Source organism: Niastella populi, assembly GCF_002078015.1.
Lineage (GTDB): Bacteria > Bacteroidota > Bacteroidia > Chitinophagales > Chitinophagaceae > Niastella > Niastella populi.
On the sequence record NZ_LWBP01000243.1, the window covers coordinates 219,888 to 239,835 of the forward strand.

Annotated in this window: 17 protein-coding genes and 1 pseudogene; 7 read left to right on the plus strand and 11 right to left on the minus strand. The window is 46.0% G+C overall.

Going from position 1 to position 19,948, the window contains the following annotated elements; genetic code table 11:
* Window positions 1-8 precede the first annotated feature (8 nt).
* Complete coding sequence (locus A4R26_RS31940; RefSeq protein WP_081170829.1) at window positions 9-785, minus strand: EI24 domain-containing protein; 777 nt, start codon at window positions 783-785, stop codon at window positions 9-11.
* Between the two features lie 281 nt (window positions 786-1,066).
* Here A4R26_RS31940 and A4R26_RS31945 point away from each other — a divergent pair, with 281 nt between their 5' ends.
* Both A4R26_RS31945 and A4R26_RS31950 read left to right on the plus strand, forming a co-directional pair.
* A complete protein-coding gene (locus tag A4R26_RS31945) occupies window positions 1,067-1,678 on the plus strand; it encodes a DNA-3-methyladenine glycosylase (protein WP_081170831.1) in 612 nt (203 codons plus the stop codon).
* A 150-nt stretch (window positions 1,679-1,828) separates the two neighbouring features.
* Window positions 1,829-3,289, plus strand: a complete 1,461-nt coding sequence (locus A4R26_RS31950) for an SLC13 family permease (protein WP_165760485.1) — start codon at window positions 1,829-1,831, stop codon at window positions 3,287-3,289.
* Window positions 3,290-3,587: 298 nt separating this feature from the next.
* Here A4R26_RS31950 and A4R26_RS31955 read toward each other — a convergent pair.
* Both A4R26_RS31955 and upp read right to left on the minus strand, forming a co-directional pair.
* Window positions 3,588-4,556, minus strand: a pseudogene (locus A4R26_RS31955) (PorP/SprF family type IX secretion system membrane protein); the annotation flags it as partial.
* A 186-nt stretch (window positions 4,557-4,742) separates the two neighbouring features.
* Window positions 4,743-5,393, minus strand: coding sequence for a uracil phosphoribosyltransferase (gene upp, locus A4R26_RS31960; RefSeq protein ID WP_081170837.1), 651 nt, complete (start codon window positions 5,391-5,393; stop codon window positions 4,743-4,745).
* Window positions 5,394-5,490: 97 nt separating this feature from the next.
* On the opposite strand from upp, the gene A4R26_RS31965 reads away from it, so the two are divergent.
* Window positions 5,491-6,594 (plus strand): anhydro-N-acetylmuramic acid kinase, encoded by a 1,104-nt coding sequence (locus tag A4R26_RS31965; protein WP_081170839.1) that lies wholly within the window; start codon window positions 5,491-5,493, stop codon window positions 6,592-6,594.
* Here A4R26_RS31965 and A4R26_RS34695 read toward each other — a convergent pair.
* Window positions 6,536-7,240, minus strand: coding sequence for a hypothetical protein (locus A4R26_RS34695; protein WP_133054845.1), 705 nt, complete (start codon window positions 7,238-7,240; stop codon window positions 6,536-6,538). The two genes, A4R26_RS31965 and A4R26_RS34695, sit on opposite strands and share 59 nt — an antisense overlap.
* A 1,159-nt stretch (window positions 7,241-8,399) precedes the next feature.
* On the opposite strand from A4R26_RS34695, the gene A4R26_RS31975 reads away from it, so the two are divergent.
* Complete coding sequence (locus A4R26_RS31975) at window positions 8,400-10,127, plus strand: M28 family peptidase (protein WP_081170843.1); 1,728 nt, start codon at window positions 8,400-8,402, stop codon at window positions 10,125-10,127.
* A gap of 138 nt (window positions 10,128-10,265) precedes the next feature.
* Here the strand turns inward: A4R26_RS31975 and A4R26_RS31980 are convergent, their stop codons facing one another.
* The 7 genes from A4R26_RS31980 to A4R26_RS32010 form a co-directional block, all read right to left on the minus strand.
* A complete protein-coding gene (locus A4R26_RS31980) occupies window positions 10,266-10,673 on the minus strand; it encodes a hypothetical protein (protein WP_081170845.1) in 408 nt (135 codons plus the stop codon).
* Window positions 10,674-11,048: 375 nt separating this feature from the next.
* On the minus strand, window positions 11,049-12,182 hold the full coding sequence (locus A4R26_RS31985) for a T9SS type A sorting domain-containing protein (protein ID WP_081170847.1): 1,134 nt from the start codon (window positions 12,180-12,182) through the stop codon (window positions 11,049-11,051).
* 195 nt (window positions 12,183-12,377) lie between these two features.
* Window positions 12,378-13,118: a LytR/AlgR family response regulator transcription factor gene (locus A4R26_RS31990; protein ID WP_081170849.1), complete on the minus strand. Its 741-nt coding sequence runs from the start codon at window positions 13,116-13,118 to the stop codon at window positions 12,378-12,380.
* Window positions 13,119-13,165: 47 nt separating this feature from the next.
* A complete protein-coding gene (locus A4R26_RS31995; protein ID WP_081170851.1) occupies window positions 13,166-14,206 on the minus strand; it encodes a sensor histidine kinase in 1,041 nt (346 codons plus the stop codon).
* A gap of 66 nt (window positions 14,207-14,272) precedes the next feature.
* A complete protein-coding gene (locus A4R26_RS32000) occupies window positions 14,273-14,632 on the minus strand; it encodes a DUF4288 domain-containing protein (protein WP_081170853.1) in 360 nt (119 codons plus the stop codon).
* Between the two features lie 32 nt (window positions 14,633-14,664).
* Complete coding sequence (locus tag A4R26_RS32005) at window positions 14,665-15,567, minus strand: LiaF transmembrane domain-containing protein (RefSeq protein WP_081170855.1); 903 nt, start codon at window positions 15,565-15,567, stop codon at window positions 14,665-14,667.
* A gap of 209 nt (window positions 15,568-15,776) precedes the next feature.
* Complete coding sequence (locus tag A4R26_RS32010) at window positions 15,777-16,430, minus strand: Crp/Fnr family transcriptional regulator (protein WP_081170857.1); 654 nt, start codon at window positions 16,428-16,430, stop codon at window positions 15,777-15,779.
* 252 nt (window positions 16,431-16,682) lie between these two features.
* Between A4R26_RS32010 and A4R26_RS32015 the strand changes: the two genes are divergently transcribed.
* Genes A4R26_RS32015 through A4R26_RS32025 form a run of 3 tightly spaced genes read left to right on the plus strand, consistent with a single transcriptional unit; the run spans window position 16,683 to window position 19,933 of the window.
* Window positions 16,683-17,579: a MerR family transcriptional regulator gene (locus tag A4R26_RS32015; protein ID WP_081170859.1), complete on the plus strand. Its 897-nt coding sequence runs from the start codon at window positions 16,683-16,685 to the stop codon at window positions 17,577-17,579.
* A 37-nt stretch (window positions 17,580-17,616) separates the two neighbouring features.
* Entirely contained in the window at window positions 17,617-19,113 is a 1,497-nt protein-coding gene (gene crtID / locus A4R26_RS32020; protein ID WP_081170861.1) for a bifunctional phytoene desaturase/3,4-desaturase, read from the plus strand.
* A complete protein-coding gene (locus A4R26_RS32025; RefSeq protein WP_081170863.1) occupies window positions 19,097-19,933 on the plus strand; it encodes a phytoene/squalene synthase family protein in 837 nt (278 codons plus the stop codon). Before crtID ends, A4R26_RS32025 begins: the two co-directional genes overlap by 17 nt.
* Window positions 19,934-19,948: the final 15 nt, after the last annotated feature.

Here is a 19,948-nt window from a genome sequence, read left to right on the forward strand (position 1 = left end):
GTATATGATCAGGCCTGCTCAATTCCCACTTTATCGTCACGATGATACAGGCTGATAGTAGCTGCCACTACCGCATACGCGGGCGCCAGCACCCAGCCTGCAAATGGAATAACATGCATCAGGTAAAACACCATGCCGTTCCCGATGGCCAGTCCTTTGTGTTTGCCTATGAACTGGATACTTTCCGAAGGCGACAATTTGTGCCGTTCGCAACTGTAATCGAGCATCGAAAAGCCATAGTAATAACATTCAACCAGCAGCGTGGTTACGGGCACTACCCAGCCAACGATGGGAATAAATGAAAGGATCAGCAGCGAAATAGTGTATACCGATTGCCAGAGCGTATTGCGCAGGGCCAGTTTTATGCCGCGCAGAATATCGGCCATCAGTTGTTTGAAGCTGAATGGAAAATCTTTTCCCTCCATAATAGCTTCTGTTTTTTCGCTGAGGTAAGCGAAAACAGGTGAACCTATAATAAGGAAGATATATTTGAACAGGGAAAAATAGAACAACATCATGATGAGCCGCACCATAATTTCACCCATCAGGAATAAAAAGCTGAGAATAGGGCTGCGTTGCTGGTGAAGCCAGCGATCGATACCCAGCCAATGGTTAAAAGACGAAACGAACTGGTTCGAGGAGATCCAGAAAAAATACATGCCCGCCAGGAACAGGAGGGTATAAATGATACCCGGCACTATGATCCATTTCCAAAGCCGGTGCTCCCTGATAAAACGATGCGCCCTGGCATATGACTGAATGGCTGTAACGATTTCTTTCAGCAAGTTTTATAAATTTGATTTTTCAGTTTACTGTTATCGGGCGGGGTCAAACTTAGTAAAGTTTTTTCATTAGGGCATGATAATCACTAAATTTTGGGTATAATACAGGCCCATTTTGTTTCATAAAAAATAGTTAAAGCGCTTACAGGAGAACATTTGTCAATGAAACGTCCATGGCAAAATTTTCATTAAGGCGCACTGGAAAATAAAATTTTTGCCATAGCAAGTGCCCTGCCCGTCCGGTAAAGGCGGGCAGCTGGCCAAAACTCAATGATCATTTTCAAATGAAAAAATTAGATACCGGTTTCTATAATCGTGCCGATGTGGTGAAGATAGCGAAAGAATTGTTGGGCAAAGTGCTGGTAACTCAATTCGGTGATATTACAACTTCGGGCCGTATTGTGGAAACAGAAGCCTATGCAGGCCATATTGACCGGGCTTCACATGCTTTTGGGGGCAGAAGAACGAACAGGACAGAAGTGATGTTCCAAACCGGCGGTACCGCTTATGTTTACCTGTGTTATGGTATTCATCATTTGTTTAATGTTGTTACCAACCAGAAAGACGTACCACACGCCGTTCTGATAAGGGCCGTAGATCCCATACAGGGCATCAATACCATGCTGGCCAGAACGGGCAAAAAAAGGGCCGACTATACCCTTACCAAAGGTCCCGGCAATGTTTCCAAAGCGCTGGGTATTAATACCGGCCACACCGGCCGAAGTTTACTTGACAATGACATATATATAGCAGCAGATGAATTTGTGGTAAATAAAAAAGATATTATTGCCACCCCGCGCATCGGAGTCGATTATGCCGGTGAAGATGCGAAATTACCCTACCGTTTTATTTTGAAGGACAATCCGTATGTTAGCGGCAAAAAGCTGAACGCCTAACGCAAAAAGCTTAACGCTAAATACCGTACCTTAAGCCTGTATTTATTGTTTAAAACCGCGGGCGTGCGGCAGAGAGAGGCGCATCTGAATTCGGGATGCGGGAGTTCAGCGTTCAGCCTTCTGCGTTCAGCATTTAAAATAAACTACCATTTGAAACCGATCAATACTAACCTGCGCAACCGGCTTGCCCTCGCGGGCGGTGTAGCCCTGTTCCTTTTTGCCTTGTTTGTAAACCCTTTTCACTTTGATGCAAAGGCCGCTAAAGTACTGGCCGTTGCCGCGCTTATGATCACCTGGTGGATCGCCGAAGCACTGCCTATGCCCGTAGTGGCATTGATTCCATTGGTGCTGTTCCCTTTAATGAACATCATGACCATAAAAGAAGTGTCGGCCGGTTATGCCGACAGCAATATCTTTTTGTTCATGGGCGGGTTTATGATCGGCCTTGCCATTGAAAAATGGAACCTGCATAAACGCATAGCGCTTTCCATTGTAAATATTACCGGTACCAGCGGCGATCGCATAGTGCTGGGTTTTATACTTGCCTCCGGGTTGTTGAGTATGTGGCTGAGCAATACCGCCACTACCATGATGATGTACCCGATAGCCGCATCGGTAATTCATGTTATAAGAGAAAACCATAAAGGCAGTGCCCGGCTCGATAACCTGGCTGTTGGCATTATGCTGGCTATTGCCTATGCCAGTAATTTCGGCGGTATTGCAACTATTGTGGGCACCCCGCCCAATGTGGCTTTTGTGGGTTTTATAAGAGATAAATACAATTATACCGTTCAGTTTGCCGACTGGATGCTGATCTGTACGCCTATTTCCCTGATGCTGTTGTTTTCGTTATACATTGTAATGACGAAGTGGTTATACCCGAACAAACTGGGCGCCGATGCCGCTACCCGCGACCTTATAAAGTTTGAATTAAAACAACTGGGGCCGCTTTCGAAAGCCGAAAAAAGGGTATTGTTCATTTTCGTTGCTACGGCCATGTTATGGATCACCAAAGACCTTATCAATGCGCTTAAGATCGTAAAGCTCGATGATACCATGATCGCCATGGCCGGCGCACTGGCTTTGTTTATTTGTCCGGCCGGTACAGGCGACAAAAAAGAAAGCAGCGGAAAGATCCTGGTATGGGCCGATACCACCAAAATGGCCTGGGGTATTTTGTTATTGTTTGGGGGCGGTATTGCACTGGCCGGCGCATTGGAGAAAGCCGGATTGATAAAACAACTGGGCGCATGGATTGCCGGTTTTTCAGGAAGCGGCGGTTTGATGCTGATATTCGTCATTGCGCTGGTTTCGTTGTTCATCAGCGAAGTAATGAGCAATATTGCGCAGGTAATTGTATTTTCCCCGGTCATTGGCGGTATTGCCGATGCCATGCATATAAACCCTCTCTTACTGGGATTGCCCATGTGCCTTGGCGCCAGTTGCGCCAGTATGATGCCGATGGGTACGCCGCCCAACGCCATCGTATTCGCCAGCGGTCATATTAAATTCAACCAGATGGTAAGGGCGGGGTTGGTGATGAATGTGATTGCGATCATATTGATCACTTTATTCTGCTGGTACCTGGTACCTTTATTAATGGGTTTGTAGTTTGTTGTTTGTGGTTTGTGGTTTGTTGTTGCTGGCGCGCTTTGGGAAATCACCAAAACAGTTTATAGTTTATGGTTTGTAGTTTATTGTTGCTGCCGCGCGGGTTCTCGCGAAGCCTGCGCTTTGCAGGAGATTTCGAATAAAAGAACCATAAACCACAAACTGATACTAAGGAAGTAATTCGCTTAAGGAAAGGAAATAATAGGTTTATAGTAGTAGTGCCGTTATCATTCCGCCATTAGAAATGCGGACAGGGAATGCCTTTATTGCCCGGCGGACGTTTGATAAAGATGAGCGAGATTTCGATTCCACCCCGGCTTTGTGAAGCCGCTTTCAAACTGGAAATATTTACATCGTACGATGCACCCAGCCTGAAGCCGCCGAACTCGAGCCCAAGGTAGGGGATCAGCGCATCGTTCACGTTGTTGAAACGTGTCCAGAGGCCTGCATAAAAGTTGGTGGGGTTTTCTTCGTCTTCGTTCATATTGAAGCCAACCGCACCACCGGCTACCATGTTGGTAGCGCCGGCCTGCCGGCTGAACAAAGTGCTTACGTAAATGGTGCGGGTATTTTCCGCTAAAGGAATGGCGCCACCTGCGTGCACGGTTAAACGGGGATTCAATGTGTAGAAGATATCGCCGGTAAACGATTCTTTTGGTTTGTTGAGGTGATAACCGGCCACACCGAGATAGTAGTTGTTATACCCATCGGTAGAACCGTTGAACAGGGCACCTACCGAAAGATCGAAATAACTGAGATTGATCTGCCTGTCGTTCACCATTTCACCACTTGGGTTGGTCCAGCCGCCGAACTGATCCAGTTCATCTTCAAAGTTCAGCTTGGTGCCATCGAGCCGTTTTGTATTGTAGGTTCCCTGGAAGCCCAAACCGATCGAGTTCAGTCCATCTTCGTCGATGCCTTTATGATAGGAAGTAGAAACCGATAACAAGTTAGTGGATAGGATACCGTTAGCAGTTTTATCCGTCATTGCCAGCACCCCTACGCCCCACGTATCTATTTCGCTGATCTTGCTGCGCAGGATAGGAGCGTCAAAAGAAACGGTGCTTGTAACAAATGCCTTACTGATCGCCGGCCATTGATCGCGGTAATTGCCGGCTATGCGGAAATCGCCATTGAATTTACCGGTTAAAGCAGGGTTAAGTGTAAGGGGTGAAACGAAAAATTGTGAAAAATTGGGGTCTTGAGCCGAGGCCGTCTTCACCAGGGTGCAAGTTAGAATTGCAATATAAAATTTCCTCATCCGCATAGGTTTCGAGTCTAGTAACAAAATACGAAAAAAAACGACAAGTCTGAAATTAAACGGTTAATCGGGTATTAAATTTTCGCGATCGCACAGAATGCACAAAAAAAGAAATATCTAATTTATAGTTTGTTTCTACTTAAAAGGTTGATACAGGAAAAGAATGCCTGAAAATAGTGGTAAAGCACTATGCTACATCTGTACTTTGGTGCCGAATGCAAGATCGCCGGCGTCTCCCAATCCGGGAACGATGTAACCTTTGGCCGTTAGTTCTTCGTCGATGGCGCCGCACCAGATCTTCACCTGCGGCTCGCTTCGTTGAACGTATTCGATACCAACGGTGCAGGCGATGGCAACAACAACATGGATCTCGCGCGGGTGTCCTTCATCGCGCAGGTATTGAATGGTTTTAACGAGGGAAGAACCGGTTGCCAGCATGGGATCAGAAATGATCACCACCCGGTTTTCGAGTTCGGGGCAGGAAATATAATCGAGGCTGATCTCGAAACTGCCGTCATGCTGGTGTTTGCGGTATGCGGAAATGAACGCGTTGTCGGCTTTGTCGAAGTAGTTGAGCAATCCCTGGTGCAGCGGCAGCCCGGCCCGCAGGATGGTGGCCAGTACCGGTTGTTCCTTTAATACCTTGCATTGAGAGATGCCCAGTGGCGTTTGTACTTCTTTTTCTTCATATACCAGTTGCCGGCTTATTTCATAGGCGGCTATTTCACCAATACGTTCCAGGTTTCGCCGGAAACGCATGCGGTCCGACTGAATTTGAACATCCCTGATCTCGCTGATCCAGTCGCAAACAAGGGAACATTCGGTACTAAGGTTGATAACCATTTAGAACAGTTTTGGATTTTGAGTGGCGATATATGAAATTTGACGGGCAAATCTATTCTAAATATCTTTTTTAATACCAGAAAATCTACCAACTGTTATGATATATCGGGCAATCGGCATTATGAGCGGAAGTTCACTCGACGGACTGGACATTGCTTTTGTTGAATTTCACGAAAGTGCGGGTAAATGGACGTATGAGATCATGGCGGCCGATTGTCAGCCATATTCCGAAGAATGGGTGAAGCGGCTGCGCGGCGCCATTCAGCTTAATGCGTTGGATTATCAACTGTTACACACAGAATACGGCCATTATATCGGCGAACAGGTGAATACTTTCATTGCCCGTCATAACCTGCATTACAAGGTGCAGCTCATTGCCTCTCACGGTCACACCACCTTTCATGCACCGGCTAAAAAAATGACCGGCCAGCTGGGTGATGGCGCAGCCATTGCCGCCGTTACCGGTATTAATGTGGTGAGCGACCTGCGCGCCATGGATATTGCCCTCGGCGGTCAGGGTGCCCCTATAGTGCCAATTGGCGAGAAACTGTTGCTGGGCGATTACACCTTTTTCCTGAACCTGGGCGGAATAGCCAATGTTTCTTACAACAACCCCGACAAATACATCGCTTTTGACGTTTGCCCGGCCAACCGGGTTATGAATATGCTGGCTCACGAAGCCGGCAAACCTTATGACGAGGGCGGACAAATTGCCGCTTCCGGTAAGGTGAATGAGAAGCTGCTGAAAATGCTGAATGAACTGGAATATTACCAGCTGCCGCATCCAAAATCGCTGGCCAATGATTTCGGCACCGATGTACTGTACCCGTTAGTGAAAAGCAGCAGCGTAACGGTACCTGATGCCATGCGCACCATGGTAGAACATATTGCCACCCAGATAAGCGAACCTATCGTAAAACTGCTTGAAACCGATCCCCCGGCGAAAAGCGATCTGAAACTACTGGCCACCGGCGGCGGCGCCCATAACCATTTTTTGATGGAACGTTTGCAGGCGGCTTTACAGCCGGCCGGAGTTGAAGTAGTGACGCCGGATAAAAACATTATCGATTTCAAGGAAGCCGTAATAATGGCGCTTATAGGCGTTTTACGCTGGCGCGAAGAGAACAATGTGCTGGCTTCGGTTACCGGCGCCTCGCGCAGCAGTATCGGCGGTGCGGTTTGGATAGGGCTGGAAGCCTAGGGAAGGAGTTGATAAGTTGATAGGGGTGATAATGGTGATAGAGGGAATACAGAATGTTGAATGTAGAATATTCCATATCGAATGTAGAAGTGAAGGCGGGAAATGATGCGGAAGGGAAGGAGTTGATAAGTTGATAGGGGTGATAATGGTGATAGAGGGAATTCAGAATGTTGAATGTAGAATATTCCATATCGAATGTAGAAGTGAAGGCGGGAAATGATGCGGAAGGGAAGGAGTTGATAAGTTGATAGGGGTGATAATGGTGATAGAGGGAATTCAGAATGTTGAATGTAGAATATTCCATATCGAATGTAGAAGTGAAGGCGGGAAATGATGCGGAAGGGAAGGAGTTGATAAGTTGATAGGGGTGATAATGGTGATAGAGGGAATTCAGAATGTTGAATGTAGAATATTCCATATCGAATGTAGAAGTGAAGGCGGGAAATGATGCGGAAGGGAAGGAGTTGATAAGTTGATAGGGGTGATAATGGTGATAGAGGGAATTCAGAATGTTGAATGTAGAATATTCCATATCGAATGTAGAAGTGAAGGCGGGAAATGATGCGGAAGGGAAGGAGTTGATAAGTTGATAGGGGTGATAATGGTGATAGAGGGAATTCAGAATGTTGAATGTAGAATATTCCATATCGAATGTAGAAGTGAAGGCGGGAAATGATGCGGAAGGGAAGGAGTTGATAAGTTGATAGGGGTGATAATGGTGATAGAGGGAATTCAGAATGTTGAATGTAGAATATTCAATATCGAATGTAGAAGTGAAGGCGGGAAATGATGCGGAAGGGAAGGAGTTGATAAGTTGATAGGGGTGATAATGGTGATAGAGGGAATACAGAATGTTGAATGTAGAATATTCAATATCGAATGTAGAAGAGAAAGCAGGGAAAGAGCAGCTGTATTTGTATTTGCTTTTGGACTGTATTTGCTTGCAGCTTGCAGCTTGAAGCTTGAGGCTTGAAGCTTGAGGCTGTATTTGCTTTCAGGATTAATGCTTCGGCTAATCGGTATTCCACGACACCAACTCAATTTTGGACCTTTCCAAAGGAGGAGAAGACTTTTCCAATTCGGGCAATTAGTCTTCCAATCTGGTTGAACCGCTTCCCAATCAGGTTAATGCTTCGGCCAGTTGGTTGTATACTTTTCCCAATCAGGTCTATGCCTTTACAGATCGGTAAAGGGTTCTTGCCATTCCGGTTTATGCCTTCTCCTTTCTGGTTAGTGCTTTCTCCAGTCGGTTTAATGCCATCACCGGTCAGGTGAAGGCAATAACCAATCGGGTTTTTCACGCAACAACCCAGTTGTTGACACTTCCCCAAAAAGTAAAAGCCTTCTCCGATCGGGGGAAATGGTATTCCCTGTCAGGTAAAGGCGTTTATCAATCCAAATACAGGTGCCGCCGGAAAGAACAAAGGATAAACTAAACTATTCATCGCCTCATTTTGATCGGTCATGAGCACAAACTGAACAGGTAAGGTCAAAAATTGATTTGTTATGTCATAAAAACGGGTAGAAATAAGGCAATATCAAACTATGTTAGTCAAAAAACCGATGGGAGAGGTCAAAAACTGACCGGGAAAGTCAGTTATTTGGCCAGCCCTTTGAAAAACTGAGTCGATCACGGGGCATTCCGCACCCACCTTTCAAATTCCGGGCTGGAAGCGTGAAAAACTGAACGGTCTTTTTAAAAAACCAGTTGAAAGGGTGATGATGTTTCGGTTGCACGATCCTCATTGACATCGGAAATCGGTATATTTAACTTTACATTGTTACTAACGGTATAAAACCTTACCATGACCAGATTCATGACCTTGTCCTTTTCGGTGATCTTACTCCATTTTGCCATGCCGGTGTGGGCGCAACCTGCGGCCCGCGAAAAAAAATACTTCAAATTACTGGAAAAAACATTCGACGAACAACAGGCATACAAAACCGTATGGTTTGTTGAGCAGCGCTGGCGTTTAGCCGGTAACAGCGGTTTCAATGAAAGCATTTATGAGGTGGAAAAAATACTGCAACAGGCCGGCTATGTAAAAGAAACCAATGGCGAAGCGGCGGCAACACTTACCTATCGCATTGAACGAAGACCCATGAAACACGCTACCTGGGAACCCGTTGATGCCAGCCTGTATATCGTTGGTGAAAAGGAACCGGTGCTGCAGTTCAAAACCAACCGGAATATGATCGCCATGTATTCGGCATCAACACCGGCCGAAGGCATTACGGCCGAACTGGTTTATATAGGGAAAGGAACCGCCAAAGAACTGGAGGGCAAAGACCTTTCCGGAAAAATTGTAATGGCGGAAGGCGGTATTGGCGGCGCATACAACAACGCCATCAAAAACGGCGCGCTGGGCGCACTGGCCTATTCGATGCCGAAATATAACCAGCCTGAAAAAAATATTCACTCCATCCAGTTCCAGGGAATCGGGTATACCGATTCGCTGCGTCAGAAATGGGGCATTTTGTTATCGTACGCTGCCAAAGAAAGGTTGAAAACCGCCCTTGCAAAGGGAACGGTAACGGTAAAAGTGGTGGTGAACACAAAGATCTATACTTCGGAAGAACTAACGCTGGTGGCCAATGTACGCGGAAAAAAACGGCCCGATGAACGGTTTGTGTTCAGCGCCCATGTACAGGAACCCGGGGCCAATGATAATGCCTCCGGGGTAGGGGCCCTGGCTGAAATGGCGCGTACAACCGCCCTGCTGGTAAAAAAGAAAAAGGTGGTTCCACAACGCACCCTTACTTTTCTATGGGGCGATGAAATTGTTTCAACCCGCCGGTACATCCGGGATGATTCCATCAGGGCCAAAGGCATAAAATGGGGATTGAGCCTCGATATGGTGGGAGAAGATATTCAAAAAACAGGCGGCACTTTCCTCATTGAAAAAATGCCCGATCCTTCGGCTATCTGGACACGCGGCAATGAAAAACACAGCGAATGGGGCGGAAGTCCGCTCAGTGAAGCGGAAATGTTCCCGCATTATTTCAACGACCTGCTCCTGAACCGCTGTTTGTTCGAAGCTGCCAATACCGGTTGGGTGGTACGCACCAACCCGTTCGAGGGAGGTAGTGACCATACGCCCTTTCTGGCGGCAAAGATCCCCGGTTTGCTGATGTGGCATTTTACCGATGTGTATTACCATACCGATGCCGACCGGCTCGAGATGGTTTCACCGGCCGAAATGAAACATGTTGCCAAAAGCGCCCTGGCAACGGCCTTTCTGCTGGCCACTGCCGATGACAGAACAGCGGTTGCGCTCATAAAAGAACTAACCCGTAACGCATTACAGCGCCTGCAAACGGAATTTGAATTGAGCAAAAAGGCAGTACAGGCCGGAGAGGATAAAGCGAAAGAACAGCATATCCTGGAAGTGTGGGGAAACTGGTATGTAAAAGCCGTCAATGCTGCCATTGATATTCCTGCCAGGGAAGCCGGTAAAACGGTACAACAGGCCATTGAAAAAGCCAAACAACAAATTCAACAACAGACAACCACTTATATTTCACAGTTGTAATCAGTTCAAAACAGGACGCGGCACTGCCATGCGGCGCCACATTTTCTGCATACATCCTGCCCATAAAACAAAAAGCACCCCGGTTACCCGGAGTGCCTCGTGAAAATCTATAATTGTTGAATGACTGGACGCTGTTGATTACTTCAGCTTGTTTACCACAGTTTCTTCCACGTAAGTGTGGCTTCTGTTGATGGTGTATACTTCGGTAGTGTTATATTTCTTTGATTTAACTACTACGTTCAAAGCTGAATCATTGAACTCATCAGATTTCAACATGAACTTTTTGGTGATACCTGCACCTTTAAATTTATCTGTGTACAACACGTTACCGGCATCATCGCGGAATGTAACGATGAACTCATCATCTTCAGTGTTGTTCAGGTTCAGCTGGAAAACCGGTTGGTTCTCCATGTTGCCGATAAACTTCAGTTCTGTTATATTTTTAGTTTTTCCTTCGTCGTTAGCGAGTGAAATAGTGGAGAATCCTACAGTCAATGTGATTAATGTGATGATCATTAAGCTGTAATTCTTCATTGCCTTTTTCATAGATGTAATGTTTATATGTTTATTTTCTATTTACTACTTACTGTATGGAGACAATCGCGGAGGCAGGCAATGCGTAAGTTTGTGGAGTGTGCAACGTATTTTTACGAGAAGTACACCCTTTGGTGTGTGTCAGTTGCGTTTCGTAATGCAAACATACACCGGGTTATGAGAACCTGAAAACCAACAAAAGCCTGTTTTTAGTATGGGTAAGGCCCCTATGAAAAGTTAAAACCCGCTTTGGTAGCGGGTTTCAACGTATATAAGTCATGATGTCCAACGGTTATTCACGTGATCATATAGCCTCAAAAAATCTATTTCTAACGGAAATGAACGCAGCCAATGGGTGAATTCGGGCCGTGAAATAAGAGAGCCCGCTCACCTTTTCTCCACCTTCATCTTCCTGTTGCCTGCGCTTATAACATATACACCAGGTTGTAAATCGTTGATATTAACGGTCATGGTGTTGTTAATTGCCGGTGCCGAAAGGTACATGCATTGTCCGTACATATTGGTTACCGCTACCCGCTCACCCGCCATAATGCCTTTTACCTGTATATCCGATGTAAACGGATTGGGAAAGCAGGTTAAGGTTGTATGATCGATCAGCGCAAATGGCTGCGTAGTGGTATAACTTACACCGCCATCAGGAGTTGTCATTTTAATCCGGTAATACGATTTGCCGGTGAAAGGCTTTGTGTCTGTAAACGTATGCAATGAGCTGTTGCTATTTTTTTGCGTGCTGCCTTTCACCGTTTCCCAGGTACGCCCGTTGGCCGATCGTTCAACTACATACGAAGTGGTTTCCTCTGTGCTTTGCTTCCAGGAGAGAAGCGCCGAACGATTGGATGCATTGACTACATTGAATTGAATGGCTTGTGCAGACAATACAGTGGGATCGAGGTAATGAACCGTGATGCTGATTTGATCGATGCGTGCAGTGGGAAAGAGCGATACTGTGGTAATTATTTCCCCGGCTATGGAAAAACCAAAATTATTGCTATTGATATCTGAAGGCGACCAGGAGGTGCCCCAAAGATCGTTTACACCTCCATAGGTGATATAAGTATCCGATGCGCTCCATTGTGCGGGATCGGCCATATTGGGGCCGGTGAGTGAATTGTTTTTAATAATACGAACATTGTAGTCAGTCACAGATGCAAGGTTAAGCAAAACGTTGTCAGCGCTTTTAACCACGTGTACTTCTATGCCGCAGATGGAGGCGCCTGTGGGAATATTGAAGCCGAAGTTCTTTACCTGTAAATAATCTGTTTGCTGGTTGAACAAACTGAGAACGGAAGCGGCTGTAGAAACATTATTGTCATTGGCCAGTGCATTCGTCGGATTACTAAACGAATAATCGCTTCCCGAATATGGAACGCTGGCAGAACTGGCGGGACTATTGGGCCCTGATGCAATACACTGCGCCTGAGCGTAAGGGATAGAAAATAGAATAAAGCAAATAAAGAGCATGACGATCCTGAACGGTCGTTTTCCGGGTACTGGATACATGGTTAATAGGGTTAATGATTAGAGTAATTCGGTTTTTCACTTAACCAGCCTCACATGGTGTTTATAAAACACCGGAAGGCTACTCTATGAACCAATGTCAACCAGCAAAAAAATATGTAATAAGCAGTATGTGTATTTATTTATAAGTGTTTTGTATTATACGTGTTCGAGATACATATGTAGTAAAAGGGCGGTTTAAATTCCTAAAACGTTTTTCAATTTTGTATAACCCGTCTTGCTTACAGGCACCTGTGCGCCTGTTTTTAACTGGGCCAGAAAATTTTCTTTTTCATAAGGGTCTATACGGGTAACCAGCTGCACATTTACCATATAGGAGCGGTGGGTACGTACAAATTGCTGCGGGTTCAGCACCTTTTCAAAATGACCCATGGTTTTGTTTTTCAGGAACGCGCCTTCTTTTGTGTGGATCTTTACATAATCATCGGCCGATTCAAGATAGTGTACTTCATCAATTGGAATGATCTTGATCTTGTTACCGGTCTTTACCACAATGCGTTGGTTCTGTTGCGGTCCCTGGGCGGCGGTATCGAGCAGTTCGCGGGTATTGCCGGCAGTTATGGCGGCATCGCGTTCCGTTAAACGTTCTATGGCTTTATTAAAACGTTCCTGGCTGAAGGGTTTCAGCAGGTAATCTACCGCATGGCTTTCAAACGCTTTAATGGCATATTCATCGAAAGCGGTGGTAAAAATTACAGCCGGTGGTTGTTCAACCAGTTCAAGCATTTCAAAGCCGTTGATCTTTGGCATTTGTATATCGAGGAAGACCACATCGGGTTGATGCTGCATGATCGCCTTAATACCTTCAAAGCCATCATTACATTCCTGCACTACAGTGATGGCAGGGTGTTGCTGCAGGTATTCTTTAACTACCAGGCGGGCCAGCGGTTCATCATCTACAATAATGGCTGTTTTCATTCCTGTACAATGTTTTTTATATGATATCTATATAAGGTTTATATCGGTTATGAGGGCTGTGGTATTTTTATTACCGTAGTGAACGTGTTTTCGGTATGCCGCGTGTTTAACAGGTCGTTCCGCGCAAACAGCAGGTACAAACGGCGCTGAACCGAGCTCAACCCAAAGCCTGTTCCCTGTTTGGGCGATGCCGTTTCAGGGTCGAACGGGTTTTGTATGGTAACCACCAGGTAATTATTGTCATGGGCGGCCTCTATGCTGATGGTAACCGCTTCTGTGGTGTCATACAATCCGAACTTGATGCCATTTTCTACCAGTGGTTGCAACAGCATACTGGGTAGTTGAAGTTTGATATCGGAGCCGGCGCATTTTATTGAAGTATTTAACCGGTGACCGAACCGCACTTTCTCAATATCGAGGTATAACTGTAAATGTAGCAATTCATCTTCCAGGCTGATCCACTGGTTCTCTTCCTTCTTTAATGTGCCTCTTAAAAAATCAGATAACTGTTGTATCATTTTACGCGCCTGTGCCGGTTGAACGGTTATAAGGGCGCTGATCGAATTCAGGCTGTTGAATAGAAAATGCGGTTGTAACTGCTGCCGCAGTTTGTACAATTCCGCTTCGCGCGACAGCTTTTCGGCATCTGTCTTGCGGTGCTCGCTGTCTTTTTGTTCTTCCAGTGTATAGAACAGTTCGCTTACCAGCGCCACGCACAGCGTAATGAGGAGGGCGAAATAAAACCTGATAGGCATGAATTTATCGAGGAACTGCAGGTATGCTGTTTCCTTTGGAAAAATATTTAACATGGCATATTTCACCATCACGCTCCACAAACCGGCTTTAACCGCACACACAATGATGATATAAATGTACTTCCCTTTTTTAGGCCGGTAGTACCGCAGGTTATTGATAACGATAATGGTGATGGCTGCCAGCAATGTATTACTCACCAGGCTGTCGAGGGCTGCCATTTTCCACTCAAGCCCCCAGTCCTGCAATAGTTTAACCTGCATCAGCGACCAGATAAGCCATGCTGCTGCAAAAATTGTTTTATTCTTTAATGTACCGAGTGGTGATAGTGCCACAGATAAAATGTTTCAGGTTACAGGTTGCCGGTTCCGCATGCTGCGTTCATTCTTCCGCGTTCCGCGTTAAAATAACTGCAAATATTTGTGTGTGCTGCTCGATTTAATATGAGCGGCTTTTTTATGTACCAGTTCCTTATACGATTTGGCATCATCGGATTCCTGTATGCGTGAATAGAGTTCCGCACCATCGATAAGGGCCGATATTTTATACAGCTCACAAACATTCACAAACTGCCAGGTCACTAATTTCTGTTGCTGGTTCATGAACATTTCCTGCTCCTGTTCGCCAATGGCCCTGGCTTTATCAAAAGCTTCATTTTCGTCAACAGCCTGTATCAGGCGTAACTGTTCATCGAACTGGGCTGTGTGGTTTCCTTCTCCACAAACTATCTGGTATACTATTTTTGCCAGGAACCAGTGCATACAATAGGTTTTAATGGTTGTATTGAATAATTTTAATAGCTTTTTATTTCAATGCCGCCGAAGAAAGTAGTGCCTCGCAATACGACTACTTTATCTTCATCATAATTCATTTGCGGGGGGCGTTTATCTTCGACGCCGCCGAAAATGGCCACCATTTCAGAACGGATCTGCCAGTGGGGAGGAACGATCAGTTTGGCGCCGCCAAAGATCTGTACCATTTCTATAGAGATGGAACCGTTGAAGTCGGCCTGGCTTAAATTGATCTCTGAACCGCCGAAGATGGATACAATATCTCCTCCCTTGAAATTCTTCGAATACACGAGCTTTTTTACATTGCCGAAGATGGTGACGGTATCGAGCCAGTTATCGGCGCTTTTTTTTTCACTTTCATATGGCGCTTCAGCAGCCTGACCCGTAACGGTGGCCGCCTGGGTGAAAGTTGTGCCCTGTTTAACAGTGGGATCGGGAACATCCTGTGCCTGCTGCCATTTTTGTAGTTCGTTCATTTTTTCCTCTTCAACTATTTCCCTGAGCCTGGCTCTGCGCTCCTGCCACATGCGGTGGCGTTTGGGCGCCACGATAATAATTAAACCCACGGCCATTATAAGCACCGGCCATAGATGTTGAATAGGAATTTCCGGCCATATTTTGCCAAGAAGGAAAATGGTGCCTACGGCAGTGATTATCACCCAACCCGGATCGCGGAACGAATTACCGGCGCCGGCCAGTAAACCAAACGCAACTATGATCATGGGCCAGGTAAATAACCAGGCGGGAAAGGGAACGCCAAATTGTTTTAACAGCAAAATGGTACCCACGCACAGGATTATAAAGCCGGCCAAAACACTGCTGCTTCTTTTGCGCCTGCTTGTGAGTTCCTTCCTTCTTGCTTTTCTGTAGGCTTTCCGCTGTTCCTTTAACGTTCTGTCGCGCATGGGGTATTAATTTTCATCAAAGCTACCGCCCGCTGCGCTACGAGGCAAGCGCCTGCCGCCTAACAGAAAGGTTAAGTCGGTAAAACCGGCTGTTTTGCCGGTGAAAATGGAGAGGTTGATTGGGGTTGCCGGGTTAACTGGTTGACTAGGTTCCTCAGTGCGGCAACTTGCGTTTTACGTTTGCCGAAAATTCACCATTGACCATCGACCTAATTGAATTCATTAATGTTCCGCGACAACTTGCTTCTTATGCGGCTAAGCGTTTCCAGCGTCATGCCAAGGTAGGAGGCAATGAACTTCAGCGGTACCCGGTTCAGCAGGTCGCTTTTGGTGGCAATAAAATGTTTGTACTTGGATGTGGCTTCCATCAGCCGGGCAATGAACGCCCTTTCTTCCGCATCGCGGTAATATTTCTCCAGGATCTTCCGGCCTACGATGTTCAACTCGGGAAAATGCTCGTACAGGTATTGCAGGTCTTCCACGCTCAATACCCACAGCTCACAATCTTCCAGCGCCTGAATGTTCTCGCGTGCAGGTTGCTTTAACCCAAAACAGGTAATACAGGTGGCCAGTTCCTGTTCGGCCGAGATCCAGGTGGTAATTTCTTTTGCGCCCTCTTTTACAAAACTGCGCAGAATGCCTTTGCGTATAAGGTATACATTGTCGCACATGGCGCCGGCGGTAACAAGCATTTCGCCTTTTGCCGGCTCGCTGGGATAAGCTTTTCGATTGATAAAGTCCTGCGCGGCTGTACTAACAGGGTATATATTTTTTATATACTGCGTGAAAGGAGATTCGGAGATCGCATTTTTCGCAAGCCACTGCTCTACACCTGCGGTTGGGTTTACAGTTGTCGTCATCATGTAAGGTTTTTAGTTCCTGAATGGGATGTACGGTTTAAAACCTTCTGGCTTCAGAGGAAAGGTGCAGGTAATGATAAAGATGTTGTTTCTAAAGATATAAAGAATTATTTAGTTAAATGGTATTTATAATATATAGAAAGGGGGCGGGTAAATGGGGATTTTCAAGGGGCTTTGCCAACCAGGGGTTTAGAGCGGAATAATAATTTTTTGAAATTTGAATTTGTTTAAATAATTTGGTAAAAATTTAAACAATTGGATCTATTTTCCATTTCGCAACTGCAACAGTTCTCTGGTATTAAGGCCCATACGATCCGGATCTGGGAGCAGCGGTACAATGCTTTAACGCCAGGGCGCAGCGAAGGGAATACCCGGCATTACAACGGGGAACAGCTCAGGCGATTGTTGAATATCGTCAGCCTGATGAATACCAATAATAAGGTCTCGGAGCTCTGTACCATGAGCGATGAGAAATTACACCGGTTAATTGAAAAACAGGCGATACCTTTACAGTCTGCCGTTCCCGAATACGACTTTTATATATCGCAGATCGTAGCTGCAGCTCTTGAATATAATGAGGTCCGTTTTGATAAAGTGTTCTCCAATGCATTGATGCGTTACGGAATGAAGGACGTATACGTACATATCGTTTATCCTTCACTCGGGCGTTTGAGCCTGCTTTGGTCAACCAGTGTACTGGCCCCCGCGCAGGAGCATTTTATCACTAATTTGTTCAGGCAAAAATTCCTTGCCGCAACGGATGCCCTGCCGATTGCCACTTCCGCCGCTGCCGGCAAAGACGCCTGGCTGCTTTTTCTGGGGGAAGACGAATTTCATGAGCTGGGGCTGCTTTTGGCCGGTTACCTGCTTAGGCAGGCCGGCAAAAAAGTCTTCTACCTTGGCGCCAATGTTCCCTTTGATTCCCTTGCAGCTGCCGTAAAATCTATAAAACCCGCTAATCTTCTGTACTTCCTGGTGCATAAAAATGACACCGAAACCGACCAGGAACTGCTTACCCGCATGGGACAACAGTTTGGAAACCTGCACCTTTATCTGGCCTGTGATGTAGCCCGTTCAACCAGTTTCAAAAAGCCTAAGAATTGTACCCTGCTGCATGCAGCGGGCGATCTGATGGCTGTTTTGGAAAAGTGATGTTTAAATAATTTAAAAAAAATATAAACACTAATTGATGTCAAAAACTGCCGTCATAGGTGCAGGCTTTGCTGGTTTGAGTGCGGCTTGTTATTTATCGGCCGCCGGTCACGAAGTGCATGTGTTTGAAAAGAATGCCGGTGCCGGGGGCAGGGCCAGGCAGTTGCGCACAGCCAATGGCTTTGTGTTCGATATGGGACCCAGCTGGTACTGGATGCCAGCGGTGTTTGAACGTTTTTTTGCCGATTTCGGTCACCGTGTAAGCGATTTCTACCAATTGCACCTGCTGAGCCCTTCATTTGAGATCGTTTTTGATAAACAGGACACGCTGGTTGTTCCGCCTGCTTTTAAAGACCTGCAGGATCTGTTTGAATCGATAGAGCCGGGAAGCGGGGCCGCCTTGCAACAATTTTTACACGAAGGAGAGCAGAAATACCGGTTGGGTATGGAGGAACTGGTGTATAAACCGGCGCTTTCCTTAACCGAATACCTGTCGGCCAAACTCATTTGGAGAAGTTTGCAGGTAGATGTATTCACCGCCTTTGATAAACATGTTCGAAAGTTCTTTTCCAACCCACGACTGCAGGCGCTGATGGAATTTCCCGTGCTGTTCCTTGGCGCCAAACCTTCCCAAACGCCTGCGTTGTACAGTTTGATGAATTATGCCGGATTGAAACTGGGTACCTGGTACCCCATGGGCGGGTTTGGAAAGGTGATCGGGGCCATGGAAAAATTGGCACTTGAGCAGGGGGTTGTATTTCATTATAATGCCGGGGTTGAAAAGATCGTTACCGCAGCAGGCCGGGTTACCGGGTTGCAGGTGAACGGACAAACCGTACCATGTGATGGGGTTGTTGCCGCCGCCGACTACAATCACGTGGAGAAAAACCTGTTACCGGCCGGTGCAGAGAATTACAATGAAAAGTACTGGAACAAAAAAGTAATGGCGCCATCCTGCCTTATCTATTACCTCGGCATCGATAAAAAACTGCCGCGCCTGCACCATCATACCTTATTCTTCGATGAAGACCTTAACCACCATGCCGATCAGATCTACAAAGACCCGCAATGGCCAACAAAACCTTTGTTCTATGTATGCTGTCCGTCAAAGACCGATGATACCGTAGCGCCACCGGGGCATGAGAACCTGTTCCTGCTGATGCCCATTGCCGCCGGGTTAACCGATGATAAGGACACCAGGGACAAGTATTATACTATCATGATGAAGCGGCTCGAGGAATTTGCAGGCGAATCGGTACATAACCATGTGGTTTACCGGCAGAGCTATTGTGTAAACGATTTTATCAGCGACTACAATTCATACAAAGGGAACGCTTACGGGCTCGCCAATACCTTATCCCAAACCGCCATCCTGAAGCCCACCATCAGGAATAAACAATTAAAGAACCTCTTTTATTCAGGGCAGTTAACCGTACCCGGACCCGGCGTGCCGCCTTCGATCATTTCAGGAAAGATAGCCGCCGGATTATTGAATAAGCACTTAACAAAAAAGACGCATGAAATATTTGTTTGACAGGGTTTCGATAGAATGCAGCAGGCTGACAACGAAAACCTATAGTACGAGTTTTTCACTGGGCATACTTTTTCTGGCCAGGCCTTTACGCAACCCCATATACGCCATTTATGGCTTTGTGCGGTTTGCCGATGAAATTGTCGATAGCTTTCAGGGGTATAATAAAAAAGAACTATTGGCCACATTTCGCAACGATACCGAAGCGGCGCTTCGTGATAAGATATCGCTGAACCCGGTTTTAAATGCTTTTCAGGCAGTGGTGCATGAATATGGTATCGACAGGAAGTGGATCGATATTTTTCTCGACAGCATGGAAATGGACCTGTACTTTCAAACGTACAATGAAGAAAGCTATAAAAAATATATACTCGGTTCTGCCGAAGCGGTAGGTTTGATGTGTTTACATGTATTTACCAATGGCGATACCGGGTTGTACGAAAAACTCAAACCGTACGCTATGAGATTGGGTGCCGCTTTTCAGAAAGTGAATTTTTTACGCGATGCACAGGCCGATAACCTGCAACTGGGCCGTACTTACTTTCCTTCGGTAAATCTTCGTAACTTTTCAAAGGCCGATAAAGAAAAGATAGAAAAAGAAATAGCGGAGGATTTCGCTGAAGCGTTGAAGGGAATTAAAATGCTGCCGGCCTCATCAAAAAAAGGCGTATACCTGGCATACTATTATTATTGGGTGCTCTTTAAAAAAATAAAAAAGCTGCCGGCTGAAAAAATACTCAGCGAGCGCATCCGGATCCCCAATTATCAAAAACTGGTATTGATGGTAGAGTCGAACGTGAAATGCCAGTTGAATATATTTTAAGCAAGTTCATAAATA